We start from the raw sequence: 12,539 nt of genomic DNA on the forward strand, positions 1-12,539 counted from the left end.
CCACGGGCTCAGGCGTGGGAAGTCGGCCAGACCGCCCGCCGAGCCACCTCGGTGGTCAGTTGTCCGCGAGCGCCAGCTTGATGCCGAAGCCGACCAGCACCGTGCCGGTGATCGCGTCGATGGCCCGCTGCACCGAGGCACGGTTCAGCCATCGGCGGACCAGCTGGGTGCCGAATATCAGCGCGCTGAACCAGATCAGGCCCTCCAGGTCGTGCACGGCCGCCAGGACGACCCCCATCAGCAGGTGCGGGGCGCCGGCAGGGATGAACTGGGGCAGTATCGCCATGTAGAAGACGCCGTTCTTCGGGTTCAGCAGGCTGGTGCCCAGCCCGCGGGCCCAGGACCGCGCCCACGTCGTCTCCGTGTTCGCGGTTGCGGCCGCGCCGTCCGCATCCCCCGCGGTGGGCCGGCCGCGCTCCTTCAACGTCCGGCGGACCATGCCGATCCCCAGCCACGCCAGGTACCCGGCACCGGCCACGCGCAGCGCGTCGTACAGCAGATGGGAGGCCGTGAGCACCGCCGTGGCGCCGACCGCGGCGGCCACCCCCCACACGAGCACTCCGCAGAGGATCCCCAACGCCGTCGCGAACGCCCGCCGCCTGCCGAGGGTGATGGCGGAGCGCAGCACCAGGGCGGTGTCCAGCCCCGGCATGATGGTCAGCATGCCGGCGACGACGGCGAAAGAGGCGATGGCGGAGGAAACGGTCATGCGGCCATCCTGAAGCCAGGGCCGCGATCACGTCCAACGCGGCCTGCTTCAATGCGCATCAGCAGAGCTGATGCCGCTGGTCAGCTTCTGATGAACGTCGCGGCCTGGGAGTCGGCCGAGGCGCTCGCCACGGCGTTCGGCCAGACGGAGTTCCAGCGCATGATGGCCGAGTCCCCCGACGACGTCGTGTCGTATCCGCACATCTTCGAGCAGATCGAGGCATGACACGGCGGCCGCCCGGCCGGGGGATGCTGCTCGACCATGTGGATCATCTCGATCTCCATGGTCTGAGCCCAAGTCCTGGCCGGCCTCGCCGCGACCGTTTCGACCACCGCGTGCGGCCGCCCTCACGCCACAGCACGTACGCGAAGAGGACTCCGAAAACGGCGAACCCCGTTGACCAGATCCACTCCAGGACACCCGCCCCGAGCAGCGCGCCGTGCACCAGCCAGGAGATCGGGAGGGCCAGCCAGAGCCATACGAAGTTGGGGAACGCGAACAGATGCGCCGGCCGCCCGCTCACCACGGCCCACACCGCCACCCCCAGGACCAGCCAGGCAGCCCGCAGCCGCCACATCGTGGAATCGTCGGACGGGGGCTCATACGTGCTGGTGTGCCCCCGCACCGTCAGGCTCACCACCGCGTCGCGCCAGGTGCCCAGCTCCGCGAGATCACCGCGCTGCACGTCGTCGTAAGTGTCCGAGCTGACGACGCGCACCTCCGTGCGATCGCCGTAGCGCAGCCGCAGCCGGTAGTAGGTCGTGCAGGAACTGGAGGTGTTGGAGTCCGAGGTGCACGACTGGCCGGTCTCCTTGTCGATGACCGTCCCCGTCACCTTCGCGACGCAGTTGTCTTCCGGCCCGCTCGCACAGGCGGACGCGTACCGGAAGGCGACGACATCGTCGTACGCCGCGGCCACCCACAGCGAACATCCGACGAGTCCTGCCACCGCCGCGGCAAGGATCAACGCCCTCAGCCACGGCCGCAGTTGCTCATGCCATGCGCCCATCGTACCGATCCCCCAGTCCCTCCCAGTGGGACGCGTCACCCATCGTCGTCCACAGGGGAAGTGCCTCCCGGGCCCCGGGGGCAAACCCGGGCAGACCGCCGCCTTCGCCCCGGAGTCGCGCGGATGGACTCGACGCGCCGACGCGAGTGGGACACGGCGAGCGTCACTGCCTCCGAGTAGGTTGCGGACGGTGAAGTGCCGCTGGCGAGCGTTGAGTCCCGGATGACGGAGGTAGTGCACGGTGGCAACGTACGTACTGATCCACGGCGCGGCGGCCGACGCGTGGTACTGGGGCCCGCTGGCCGCCGAGTTGCGTTCCCGGGGCCATGAGGTGGTCGCGCCGGACCTGCCGTGCGACGACGAGTCGGCCGGGCTCGCGGAGTACGCGGACGCGGTGGTCGAGGCGATCGGCGACCGGACCGAACTCGTGGTCGTCGCCCACTCGTTCGGTGGATTCACCGGACCACTGGTGTGCGACCGGGTGCCGGTGGACCTGCTGGTGATGCTCCAGGCCCAGGTGCCGGCCCCGGGCGAGACACCGGGTGAGTGGTGGGACAACACGGGGTACGGGCCGGCGCGGCAGGAGGCCGACCGACGCAGGGGCGTTCCCGAGGGGACGGAGGAGGATCCTCGCTCCTTCTACCTGCACGACACCCCGGAGCCGCTCGCGACCGACCTGCTGGCGAACCATCAGCGCGGGCAAGCCGGAACCCCGTTCGGTACGGCATGGCCGCTGCCCGCCTGGCCGAACGTGCCGACCAGGGCCCTGCTGTCGTCCGGCGACCGGTTCTTCCCTGCGGAGTTCATGCGGCGGGTGATCATCGAGCGGCTCGGCTTCGAACCGGACGAGATGCCCGGCGACCACATGCCGATGCTCGGCCACCCGAAGGAACTGGCCGAGCGGTTGGAGGCGTACCGCACCGCGCTGTAGGTGCGGCGGGCGGTAAGTGCGAGGAGTGGGATCGGCCTGGCCGACTTCCCACTCCTCGGCGTTTCAGGGGGGTGGCGGTGCTTGAGCTCGAAGTGGGAAGCGGGCGTTCCCCCGAGGTCTGAGCCGGAAAGCTCATCGCCACGTTCTGCACTACCGAGACCATGAGGTTCGCCGGATGGACAATCCCGTCGGCGGGGGGTGACGGACCTACTGGTCAGGGCAGTGGTTCCTGGCGGCCAGCAATTGCAGCTCCTGGAACTGCCGCCTGTCGGTGGGCTTCGGCTCGCACAGCACCCGGGCGACCTCGGTCACGCCGACGTCGCGCAGTAGCCCCGCCAGGTGGTCGGGCGACCAGCGGTAGGCCGTCACCACCGTGTGGTCGAAGGACTGCGCCGGGACCGCGGGGTCGTCGGTGGCGTAGCAGCTGATCAGCAACTGGCCTCCGGGGGCCAGGACCCGGGCGAACTCCCCGACCACTGCCGGGAGTTCCTGCGGCGGGGTGTGGATGATCGAGAACCGCGAAAGCACCCCGCCCAGCACGCCGTCCTCGATGTCGAGCGCGGCCATCGAACCCACCTCGAACCGCAGATCCGGGTTGGCCTCCCGGGCCAGCCGGATCATCGCAGGCGACGCGTCGATGCCGAAGGCGTCCAGCCCCAACCCCCGTAGATGAGCGGTGACATACCCCGGCCCGCACCCCAGGTCCGCGACCTCGCCCTCGCCGCCCGCGCGCACCGACTCGGCGAACGCCGCGAGCAGGGCCCGCTCCAGCGGCCGGTCGCGCAGGGAGTCGGTGAACTGCTGGGCGTAGCGCTCGGCGACGGCGTCGTAGGCGTCGCGGGTCGCGGGGAGGGAGTCCAGTTCCATCATCCGGGGACTGTAGCGGACACCCCTCACGACACGATGGACCCATCCGGTCACGGCACTACTCAGGAACCTGGGCCAGCGCGCCTCCAGCGCGCCTCCGGCGCGCCCACGGCGCGGACCCAGACCGGGAACGGCGGGAGCACCGGCTCCTCCCAAGCCGACTCCTCCCAAGCCGGCTCCTCCAGCGACACGTCCGACAGCCGGACGACCCCGGGCTCGGCGTCGGCCAGGAAGCCGGCCACGATCGGGCGGAGGTCCTCGACCGGCCGGTACGCTCCGCCGAACGGCAGCTCGTCGGGGCCGACCGAGGCGGTGGAGCACCTCAACTGCCCGGCCTGCTCGTCGTGCCAGACGTAGAAGGTCGCCGTCCCCGGGTAGGCCAGGTCGCGGACCTGTTCCCGCAGCCGCGCGGCCGTCCGCTCGAAGGCGGCGACCACCTCGTCGACCGTGAGCGCCCGCCGGTCCTCGGCTTCGGCGGCGAGCCACCAGGTGTTGGTCCGCCACTCCATCGGCCGGTCGGCCGGTTCCAGTGCCAGCGGCTCGTCCGCCAGTTCGGCGATCCAGGTCAGCAGCATCCCGGCAGTATCCCCCAGACCCGACCGGAACAGCACGAGGGGCAGGACCACCAGATGGCCCTGCCCCTCGCCATGGAACGCGCCGCAGGCGTCAGTTCATGAAGACGACGTCCCAGTGGCTGCCCTCGTTGGCGTAGATGTTGCCGGAGGAGGAGGTCCACAGGTCGGCGCCGTCGCCGCGGGTGCCGCTGTGGGTGAAGGTGCCGTGGATGTAGTCGGTGAGGCAGCTCATCATGGCGAAGTCCATCTTGTAGCCGTTGCCGTGGCTGTAGGTGCCGCCGGCGTGGCCGGTCTCGGTGCCGCCGGTGATGTTCAGCGGGCAGCCCCCGACGGCGTGCTTGAGGTTGATGGCGCCGTCCACCGTGGCGCGGCGGATGCCGTCGAAGGAGGTGCAGCTGCTGTTGTTGCGGTCGGAGCAGTTGCCCGAGGAGGACCAGGTGATCCCGGCGGACGAGAGCATCGCGGCGGCCTGCGACTGGCTGAGGGTGTCGCTGCCGGAGCCACCGGTGCTGCCGCCACCGCCGAGCAGGGCGCCCCAGGTCGCCGGGCCGACGATGCCGTCGACCGGGTTCAGACCGGCGGACTGCTGGAAGTTGCGCACCTTGGCGTCGGTGCCGGGGCCGAAGGCACCGTCCACGGACAGCCCGGCGCCGTGGGCGTTCAGCTGGACCTGGAGCGCCTTGACGGCGTCGCCGTTGTCGCCGTTGCGGACGGTGACGATCAGCTTGGACCAGGTGTCGGGGCCGACGATGCCGTCGACCGGGTTCAGGCCGGCGGACTGCTGGAAGTTGCGCACCTTGCCCTCGGTACCGGGACCGAAGGCGCCGTCCACGGACAGCCCGGCGCCGTGGGCGTTCAGCAGGTACTGGACCGTGGTCACGTTGGTGCCGCTGTCACCGTTGTGGACGGTGGGCCAGCTCGCCGCCTGGGCGGCGGGGGCGACGAGCACTGCCGCGAGCAGCGCGGCGAACATCGCGGCGACGAGGGCCGGGATGCGCTTCATGACGGTTCCTCACTGGGACTGAGTACGGGCGGGGGGAAGGAAGGAAGGGGAAGGGCCCGGGCCGTCAGGAGGGCATGTTCTCCCAGCACGTGTTGCCCCAGTCGTGCTCGTTGTGGACGATGATCTCCATCAGCGCGGAGCCGGTGTTGTGGCCGACGATGCCGTCGACGTCGAGCGACCAGCCCCACTTGGCGTTGTTCGTCCGCTGGAACTGCATCACGGCGTCCTTGGTGTGCTGGCCGAAGATGCCGTCGACCTTGAGGCCGGCGTTCACGTTCGAGTCGTTCAGCGCCATCTGGACGCACTTGACGCCGACTCCGGTGTCGCCCATGGAGATGTCGCCGGCCGTCGAGTTGGCGCTGGCCGTACCGCTCAGGGTGACGAGCGCCAGCCCGGCGGAGGCCACCACCACTGCGGCGCGCTTGATCATCGATGACTTGAGCATGGAGGTCTCCTGAGGTGAGATGCGCCGGCCGCGACCGGCTGCTGCCGTACCGACGTTAGGAGCCCTGCGAGTCGTCCCTCCAGCGTCCCCCGTCCCTCCCCCGTCCCGGGGACGCGCGACGGCCCACCGCCCGTGGGCGGTGGGCCGTACGACGGACCCCTCGTGTGATGCGTCAGCCGGTCGGCACGACGGCGCTCGGCGCGCCGCCGGTGACCCGCAGCAGTTCCTCGTACGACATCGGCACGACGGTGTGCGGGTGCCCGGCCGCCGCCCACAGCACCTGGTACTGCTCCAGCGCGGTGTCGACGACGGTGCGCAGCGGCGCCGGGTGGCCGGTGGGGGCGACGCCGCCGATGGCCTGGCCGGTGGCCTCGCGGACCTGGGCGGCGGAGGCTCGGGTGATCTCGCCGACGCCCAACCGTGCGGACAGGTAGGCGGTGTCGACCCGGTGGGCGCCGCTGGTCATCACCAGCAGCGGTTCGCCGTCGCAGCTGAACACCAGGCTGTTGGCGATCGCCCCGACCTCGCAGCCGAGGGCGGCGGCGGCCTCGGCGGCCGTCCGGGCGGAGTCGGGAAGGACGACGATCTCACCGGTGACGCCGGCCGCCGCCAGCGCCTCGGCGACCGCGATGCTTCGTGCGGGAAGGGGTGAACTCATCGCCCCATCATGCCTTCCACGTCAAGACGGTTTTCCGCGCCCGGCGGCGGCCCGGCCCGCGACGCGGTCGGCCGCGCTCGGCACCGCCCGGACACCCGCCCCCAGCATCGAGGCGTCCCGCCCGGCTCCCCAGACGACGAGGTCCCCGATCCGCGCCTCCACGTACGCGACCGCGTCGGGCCCGGTGCTGGCGGCGGAGCTGGAGTCCACCCGCGCGCGCCTGCTCGGCCGCTGAGGGCGCGGCCGCCGGGCCGCCGGGCCGCCGAGGGCGCGACTGCTCGGCCGCTGAGGGAGTTACCGACCCCGTCCCCGGAGGCCGCCGGACGCGGCGTCACACAGTTTTCACACCACGGCCATCCCGCGGCTGCGGGCGGAGTCGACACTGGGGCGAGCAGGACTGAACTGGGTCGCTTCGGGCCCGAACGGTCCACGCGCGGGTGGCATTGTGTCCGGTACGTGCGCAAGTGCGGCCCAGGAGGCGAACGGGCTTTCACTCCTATCACACGGTATGACTAGTATCGCTTCGTCAAAAGCCCGTGCCCGGACGGCCCGCCCCTCACCGGTCGGCCGCCAGCCCCAAGGAGTCTGCTCTGCGCGCGCGTGCGAATCGGCGGCCCCCGACGCCGAAGGCCCCCCGCAGGCGTCCACGCCTGTCCCTGCGGTCGGCGCTGCTCGTCCTGGCCGTCGTCCCCAGCCTCGCCCTGGTCGCCCTCTGGGCCGTGACCAGCGGCGAGACCGTCTTCGACTTCCAGCGCCAGGCCGCCCAGGGCATGCTCGCCCAGAAGGCCGGGCAGCCGTCCAACATCGTCTACTACAACCTCCAGGAGGAGCGCCGGCTCAGCGCCGAGGCGCTCGCCCGACCCGGCGCCAACACCGACCAGCTACGCCACCAGCGGCAGTTGACCGACGACGCCGTCCGCCAGTTCCAGACCCTGTCCGGGGAGAGCACCGAGGGCGCCCCGGACGACGTCCGCAGCGCCGTCGCCGAGGCCCGGCAGGCGATGGGCAAGCTCGCCGAGGAACGCGCCGCCGTCGACAAGGGCTCGGTCGACCAGCAGAGCGTCTTCACCTACTACACCGACCTGATCGCCGTCGACCTGCGGCTGTTCACCGCGCTCAGCCACGTCGACGCCGGCGAGGTCACCTGGGTGTCCAAGACCCTGGTCAACTCCTTCTGGGCCAAGGAGATGCTGGCCCGCGAGGACGCCATCCTGGCCCGCGGCTGGCCCAGCGGCCGGCTCAGCACCGCCGACTACCAGCAGGTCCAGCAACTGATCGGCGCCGAGGACCACCTCTTCACCGTCCAGGTCGTCCCGTACGTCCCCGACGCCGAGGCGGCCGGCTGGCACGACCTGATGAACGGCCCCGCCTGGCAGGCCAAGGCCGCCGTCGAACAGCAACTCACCCGACCCGCCGCCGAGTCCAACGGCACCGTCAGACTGCCCGCCGTCCAGGACCAGTGGCGCCAGGGCGTCGACCAGCTCAACCCCCAGCTGGTCAAGGCGATCGAGACCCGCACCAGCGCCATCGTCGAGGTCGGCAAGGGCACCATCCTCGACCTGCTCACCCGCGTCGTGCTGACCGCCGTCATCGGCCTGATCACCGTCATCGCCGTCGTCATCGCCTCCTGGCGGATCAGCCGCTCGCTGCGCCGCCGGATCAGGGAACTCCAGACCCAGGCCGAGGAGATGGAGCGCACCCTGCCCGAGGTGGTCGACCGCCTCGGCCGCGGCGAACAGGTCGACGTCGAGGCCGAGAGCCGCGCCGTCACCGCCGGTGAGCACGGCAAGGGCACCGACGAAGTCGCCCGCCTCGGCCAGGCCCTCAACCTGGCCCGCTCCGCCGCCCTGGCCGCCGCCGTCCGGCAGGCCGACCAGCACCGCGGCTTCGAACGCCTCCTCCAGCGCATCGCCCGCCGCACCCAGCTGCTGATCGGCCGCCAGCTGCGCAAACTCGACGAGCTGGAGCGCAAGCACGAGGACCCGGAGGTCCTGGAGGGTCTGTTCGACCTCGACCACCTCACCGCCCGCCTGCGCCGTTACGAGGAGAACCTCGTCATCATGGCCGGCGGCCAGCCGCAGCGGCGCTGGCGCAAGCCCGTACCGCTGCTGGACGTGCTGCGCTCCGCCCAGGGCGAGGTGCAGGACTACCGCCGGATCGTGATCGACGTCGAGGGCCACCCGTGGCTCTCCGAGCGGGCCGTCGGGCCGGTCGCCCACGTGCTCGCCGAACTGATGGAGAACGCCACCACCTTCTCCAAGCCGCCCACCCCGGTCGAGGTCCGGGCCGCCCTGGTCGGACGCGGACTCGCGGTCGAGATCGAGGACCGCGGCCTGGGCATGGACCCGGAACAGTACGACGCGGCCAACGAGCTGATGAGCCGCCCGCCGCGCACCGACGTGCTCGCCCGGGCCGACGACATCCGGCTCGGCTTCCACGTGGTCGCCCGGCTCGCCGCGCTGACCGGGCTGAAGATCGAGTTCCGGCCGTCCGCCTTCGGCGGCACCCGGGTGGTCGTGCTCGTACCGGACGAGCTGGTCATCAACGGCGACGCCGGACTCCCGGACGCCGCGCCCGCCGAACCGATCCCGCTGGTCCGGCGCTCGCGCCGGGCGGTTCGCTCCGCCTCCGACGAGGTGCCGCAGCCGATCGGGCCGGTCGCGCCGCCGGTGGCGCCGGTGGAGGCGTTCGGGCACGTCGAGGGCTTCGGGAACGGCGGGAACGGCGGGGCGCTCGGGACCGGCGCGCCGGTCCAGTGCGTCGCCGCGGCGTTCCAGGACCCCCCTTACCAGGAGCAGGCACACAAGGAGCAGCGGCACCAGGGCCCGGCGTACCGGCAGCCGTACCCGCCCGGCGTCCCCGAGCAGCCGATCCAGCACAGCTCCCCCGCCGACCCGCCGCCGTCGTACGACACTGCCCCGGCCACCCCGGCCACCCCGGCCGCCCAGCAGGGCACGGGGACGGCGCCGCCCACCCCCTCCCCGGCCTACCCCGACATCGCCTACGCCCGGGTCACCGAGGCCGAGGCCCCGTACGCCGACGAGCAGTACCGCCCGGCCGACCACTACCGGCTGGCCGAGCGGCGCCGCGGGCGCGAGTACCCCTCCGCCGTACCGGTGAGCCCGGTCGAGGGCGGGCAGCCACCGCTGCCGCAGCGCATCCGGCAGGCCAGCCTCGCCGCCGAGCTGCGGGTGCCGCCGCCGGCCCGGCAGCAGTGGGTCGAACCGGCCGCCGAGCAGCCCGCCGGCGGGCCGTTCCAGCAGCCCGCAGCGCCCGGGAACGGACGGGCCCAGCACGGACGGGCCGAGAACGGACGGCCCGAGAGCGGACGGCCCGTCCGGCGTTCGGGCGCCACCATCGGCGCCTTCCAGCGCCAGTCCCGCGCCGCCCGGGCCCAGGACAGCGGCGAAGACCCGCTGCCCGCCCCCGCCACCCCGCCGGCTCTCCCCGCCCTACCCGCCGGTCCCCCCGCCTCCGCGTCCGACCCCTCCCCCTGGGCCCTGCCGGCCGCGGAACCCCGAACCACACGAACGGATGAGCAGTGATGAACCGCACGACCGCCACCCACCAGGACCTGGACTGGCTGCTGGACGGACTCGTCGACTCGGTGCCCGGGACCCGCAACGCCGTCCTGCTCTCCGACGACGGCCTCGTGGTCAGCCACTCCCGCACCATCGAGCGGGCCGACGCCGAGCGCCTCGCCGCCGTGGCCACCGGTCAGCAGTCGCTCGCCCGGGGCGTCGGCCAGCTGTTCGACGGCGGGCCGGTGCACCAGGTGATCGTCGAGCTCGCCGAGTGCTGGCTGTTCGTCATCGCCGCCGCCCAGGGCACCCACCTGGCCGTGGTCGCCTCCCAGGAGGTGGACGCCGAGGTGATGTCCGTCGCCATGCACACCCTGGTGCAGCAGGTCGGCCAGAAGCTCACCACCCCCGCCCGCACCGAGGGCGCACCCGCGTCCTTCGACGCGTTCGCCACCCGGAACCGGGGCTGACGCCGCGTGGGCCCGTACGGTGACGACTCCCACGGCTCCCCCGGCCCCCATGGTTCCCCCGGCTCCCCCGGTGAGGAGGGGGGCGCGTGGGCGCGCGGCCGGGTGCCGCACTGGAGCGAACTGGAGGAGCCGGACGCGGAGGACGACACGGGCATCATGGTGCGCCCGTACACCATCACCCGCGGCCGGACCGCGCCCGAGCGCGACGACCTCACCCTCATCACCGTGCTCACCACGGCCGAGGCGGAGGCCGACGCGGCCCTGGCGCGGGGCAGCCGCGCCGGTGCCCGCGGCCTCCAGCCCGAGCACCGGCTGATCCTCGACCGCTGCCGGCGCCCGGCCGCCGTCGCCGAGGTGGCGGCCGGCCTGGACCTCCCGGTCTCGGTCACCAAGATCCTGCTGGGCGACCTCATCGCCCAGGGCCTGCTGAAGGCCCGGGCACCGCTCTCGGTGGCCCGGGCCGCCGGGGGCGTCGACCTCGGCCTGCTCACGGCCGTACGCGAAGGACTCCGGAGACTCTGACGATGGCAACACCCCACCCCCGCAGTGCCGTTGACGCTCCGACCGGCGCCCTGGCCGCCGCCCCCGCCGCCGTCAAGATCCTGATCGCGGGCGGCTTCGGCGTCGGCAAGACCACCCTGGTCGGCTCGGTCAGCGAGGTCGCCCCGCTGCGCACCGAGGAGTACCTGACCACGGCCAGCGTCGGCGTCGACGACCTGGACGGAGTCGACCAGAAGGACACCACCACCGTCGCCCTCGACTTCGGGCGGATCACCGTCAGCCCCGAGCTGGTGGTCTACCTGTTCGGCACGCCCGGGCAGGAACGTTTCTGGTTCATGTGGAACGACCTGGTCAACGGCGCCTTCGGCGGGATCGTCATCGCCGACACCCGGCGGCTGGACACCAGCTTCGCCTCGATCGACTTCTTCGAGAGCCGGGGCATCCCGTTCGTGGTCGCGATCAACTGCTTCCACAGCCACAACACCCGCACCCCGGAGGAGATCCGGGCCGCCCTCGACCTCGACCCGCAGGTCCCGATGCTGATCGGCGACGTGCGCGAGCGCGACTTCGGCCGTGACCTGCTGCTCGCCCTGGTCGACCACCTGATGGACCTCGCCGCCGTCGCGCCCGTCGGCTGAACTCCCCTCCCCCGTACCGGAGTCACCCCATGACCTCTCCCCTCCGCGTCCTCGTCCACGGCGGCGGCATCGGCGGCCTCACCCTCGCCACCGCCCTCGCCCGGCGCGGCCACCACGTCGAGGTCGCCGAACTGCGCGACCAGCTGGAGGCCCTCGGCGTCGGCATCATCCAGCCCTCCAACGCCCTGCACGTGATGCGCGAGATCGGCGTGCTCGAGGAATGCCTGGCCGTCGGCTTCGAGTGGGAGGTGCTGACCATCTGCGACCCGGCCGGCGCCACCCTCGCCCGGATCCCCCAGCCCCGGATGGGCGACGCCCCCGCCAACAACGGCATCCCCCGCCCCGCGCTGGCCCGGGTGCTGGCCGCGGCCGCCACCTCGGCCGGCGCCACCGTCCGCTTCGGGACGACCGTCTCGGCGATCACCGACGACGGTTCCGGAGTCGACGTCACCCTCACCGACGGCCACCGCGGCCGCTACGACCTGGTCGTCGGCTTCGACGGCATCGGCTCGCCGCTGCGCCGGCACCTGTACGGCGAGAAGTACGTCCCCGAGTACACCGGCTTCGCCAACTGGCGGGTCACGCTGCCGCGTTCGCCCGAAGTCCGGGGCGTGGTGATGTCCGCCGGCAACCTCGAGGCCAAGGCGCTGCTCACCCCGATCGGCGAAGAACTCATGTACCTGGGCTCGGTGTTCGCCGAGGCCGAGGACTTCCGCCCGGACCCGTCGACCGCCCACCGGCAGCTCCACGAACGGCTGGCCGGCTTCGGCGGCCCGATCGCCGAGGCCCTCGCCCAGGTCACCGACCCGGCCGCGGTGGTGTACTCCCGCATCTCCCAGGTCACCGTCGAGGAGCCCTGGCACGTCGGCCGCATCGCCCTCGCCGGCGACGCCGCCCACGCCTCCACCCCCCACCTCGCCCAGGGCGCCGCGATGGCCGTCGAGGACGCCCTGGTGCTGGCCGAGAGCCTGGACACGACGGAGGACGTCCCGGCCGCCCTCACCGCCTGGGAGGCCAGGCGCCGCCCCCGCGCCATGTGGGTGCAGGCGCTGTCCCGGGCGATCCTCAAGCAGGAGACCGGCACCCCGACCACCCCGGAGGAGGACGAGCTGCTGAAGATCGGCATCCCCGGCGCGGCCCACGTCCTCGTCCAGCCGTACTGAGGCCGGTGCCGTGATTCCGGGCCCCGCGCGGGAGTTGCGTCCGCGCGGG

15 protein-coding genes are annotated in these 12,539 nt (G+C 72.6%); 7 read left to right on the top strand and 8 right to left on the bottom strand.

Going from position 1 to position 12,539, the window contains the following annotated elements; translation table 11 throughout:
* Nucleotides 1-55: 55 nt before the first annotated feature.
* Nucleotides 56-709 carry a LysE family translocator gene (locus tag O1G21_RS09625; protein WP_270142501.1) on the bottom strand — a complete coding sequence of 218 codons (654 nt, stop codon included), beginning with the start codon at nt 707-709 and terminating at the stop codon, nt 56-58.
* Between the two features lie 51 nt (nt 710-760).
* Here O1G21_RS09625 and O1G21_RS09630 point away from each other — a divergent pair, with 51 nt between their 5' ends.
* A complete protein-coding gene (locus O1G21_RS09630; protein WP_270142502.1) occupies nt 761-934 on the top strand; it encodes a hypothetical protein in 174 nt (57 codons plus the stop codon).
* A gap of 43 nt (nt 935-977) precedes the next feature.
* On the opposite strand, the gene O1G21_RS09635 is transcribed toward O1G21_RS09630, so the two are convergent.
* On the bottom strand, nt 978-1,718 hold the full coding sequence (locus O1G21_RS09635) for a hypothetical protein (RefSeq protein WP_270142503.1): 741 nt from the start codon (nt 1,716-1,718) through the stop codon (nt 978-980).
* Nucleotides 1,719-1,959: 241 nt separating this feature from the next.
* Between O1G21_RS09635 and O1G21_RS09640 the strand changes: the two genes are divergently transcribed.
* A complete protein-coding gene (locus O1G21_RS09640) occupies nt 1,960-2,649 on the top strand; it encodes an alpha/beta hydrolase (protein ID WP_270142504.1) in 690 nt (229 codons plus the stop codon).
* 207 nt (nt 2,650-2,856) lie between these two features.
* Here the strand turns inward: O1G21_RS09640 and O1G21_RS09645 are convergent, their stop codons facing one another.
* From O1G21_RS09645 to O1G21_RS09670, 6 genes are all read right to left on the bottom strand, one after another.
* Complete coding sequence (locus O1G21_RS09645; protein WP_270142505.1) at nt 2,857-3,519, bottom strand: class I SAM-dependent methyltransferase; 663 nt, start codon at nt 3,517-3,519, stop codon at nt 2,857-2,859.
* Between the two features lie 59 nt (nt 3,520-3,578).
* The gene (locus O1G21_RS09650; RefSeq protein WP_270142506.1) at nt 3,579-4,091 is read right to left on the bottom strand and encodes a hypothetical protein; all 513 of its coding nucleotides are present in this window, start codon (nt 4,089-4,091) and stop codon (nt 3,579-3,581) included.
* Between the two features lie 91 nt (nt 4,092-4,182).
* Nucleotides 4,183-5,094 carry a peptidoglycan-binding domain-containing protein gene (locus tag O1G21_RS09655; protein WP_270142507.1) on the bottom strand — a complete coding sequence of 304 codons (912 nt, stop codon included), beginning with the start codon at nt 5,092-5,094 and terminating at the stop codon, nt 4,183-4,185.
* A gap of 64 nt (nt 5,095-5,158) precedes the next feature.
* Complete coding sequence (locus O1G21_RS09660) at nt 5,159-5,539, bottom strand: peptidoglycan-binding domain-containing protein (protein ID WP_270142508.1); 381 nt, start codon at nt 5,537-5,539, stop codon at nt 5,159-5,161.
* A gap of 172 nt (nt 5,540-5,711) precedes the next feature.
* A complete protein-coding gene (locus tag O1G21_RS09665) occupies nt 5,712-6,197 on the bottom strand; it encodes a YbaK/EbsC family protein (protein ID WP_270142509.1) in 486 nt (161 codons plus the stop codon).
* Between the two features lie 21 nt (nt 6,198-6,218).
* Nucleotides 6,219-6,407: a hypothetical protein gene (locus O1G21_RS09670; protein ID WP_270142510.1), complete on the bottom strand. Its 189-nt coding sequence runs from the start codon at nt 6,405-6,407 to the stop codon at nt 6,219-6,221.
* 509 nt (nt 6,408-6,916) lie between these two features.
* Here O1G21_RS09670 and O1G21_RS09675 point away from each other — a divergent pair.
* From O1G21_RS09675 to O1G21_RS09695, 5 genes are all read left to right on the top strand, one after another.
* Nucleotides 6,917-9,742, top strand: a complete 2,826-nt coding sequence (locus O1G21_RS09675) for a sensor histidine kinase (RefSeq protein WP_270142511.1) — start codon at nt 6,917-6,919, stop codon at nt 9,740-9,742.
* On the top strand, nt 9,742-10,188 hold the full coding sequence (locus O1G21_RS09680) for a roadblock/LC7 domain-containing protein (protein ID WP_270142513.1): 447 nt from the start codon (nt 9,742-9,744) through the stop codon (nt 10,186-10,188). Before O1G21_RS09675 ends, O1G21_RS09680 begins: the two co-directional genes overlap by 1 nt.
* A gap of 156 nt (nt 10,189-10,344) precedes the next feature.
* Nucleotides 10,345-10,710 (top strand): DUF742 domain-containing protein, encoded by a 366-nt coding sequence (locus O1G21_RS09685; RefSeq protein ID WP_270150886.1) that lies wholly within the window; start codon nt 10,345-10,347, stop codon nt 10,708-10,710.
* Nucleotides 10,711-10,712: 2 nt separating this feature from the next.
* The gene (locus O1G21_RS09690) at nt 10,713-11,327 is read left to right on the top strand and encodes a GTP-binding protein (RefSeq protein ID WP_270142514.1); all 615 of its coding nucleotides are present in this window, start codon (nt 10,713-10,715) and stop codon (nt 11,325-11,327) included.
* A gap of 29 nt (nt 11,328-11,356) precedes the next feature.
* Nucleotides 11,357-12,490 (top strand): FAD-dependent monooxygenase, encoded by a 1,134-nt coding sequence (locus O1G21_RS09695; RefSeq protein ID WP_270142515.1) that lies wholly within the window; start codon nt 11,357-11,359, stop codon nt 12,488-12,490.
* Nucleotides 12,491-12,539 lie beyond the last annotated feature (49 nt).

It is taken from the genome of Kitasatospora cathayae (genome assembly GCF_027627435.1).
GTDB lineage: Bacteria > Actinomycetota > Actinomycetes > Streptomycetales > Streptomycetaceae > Kitasatospora > Kitasatospora cathayae.

Coding starts and splice junctions, on each gene's coding strand:
- O1G21_RS09625 (WP_270142501.1), bottom strand. CDS start 709: ATGACCGTTTCCTCCGCCATCGCCTCTTTCGCCGTCGTCGCCGGCATG.
- O1G21_RS09630 (WP_270142502.1), top strand. CDS start 761: ATGCGCATCAGCAGAGCTGATGCCGCTGGTCAGCTTCTGATGAACGTC.
- O1G21_RS09635 (WP_270142503.1), bottom strand. CDS start 1,718: ATGGGCGCATGGCATGAGCAACTGCGGCCGTGGCTGAGGGCGTTGATC.
- O1G21_RS09645 (WP_270142505.1), bottom strand. CDS start 3,519: ATGATGGAACTGGACTCCCTCCCCGCGACCCGCGACGCCTACGACGCC.
- O1G21_RS09650 (WP_270142506.1), bottom strand. CDS start 4,091: ATGCTGCTGACCTGGATCGCCGAACTGGCGGACGAGCCGCTGGCACTG.
- O1G21_RS09655 (WP_270142507.1), bottom strand. CDS start 5,094: ATGAAGCGCATCCCGGCCCTCGTCGCCGCGATGTTCGCCGCGCTGCTC.
- O1G21_RS09660 (WP_270142508.1), bottom strand. CDS start 5,539: ATGCTCAAGTCATCGATGATCAAGCGCGCCGCAGTGGTGGTGGCCTCC.
- O1G21_RS09665 (WP_270142509.1), bottom strand. CDS start 6,197: ATGAGTTCACCCCTTCCCGCACGAAGCATCGCGGTCGCCGAGGCGCTG.
- O1G21_RS09680 (WP_270142513.1), top strand. CDS start 9,742: ATGAACCGCACGACCGCCACCCACCAGGACCTGGACTGGCTGCTGGAC.
- O1G21_RS09685 (WP_270150886.1), top strand. CDS start 10,345: ATGGTGCGCCCGTACACCATCACCCGCGGCCGGACCGCGCCCGAGCGC.
- O1G21_RS09690 (WP_270142514.1), top strand. CDS start 10,713: ATGGCAACACCCCACCCCCGCAGTGCCGTTGACGCTCCGACCGGCGCC.
- O1G21_RS09695 (WP_270142515.1), top strand. CDS start 11,357: ATGACCTCTCCCCTCCGCGTCCTCGTCCACGGCGGCGGCATCGGCGGC.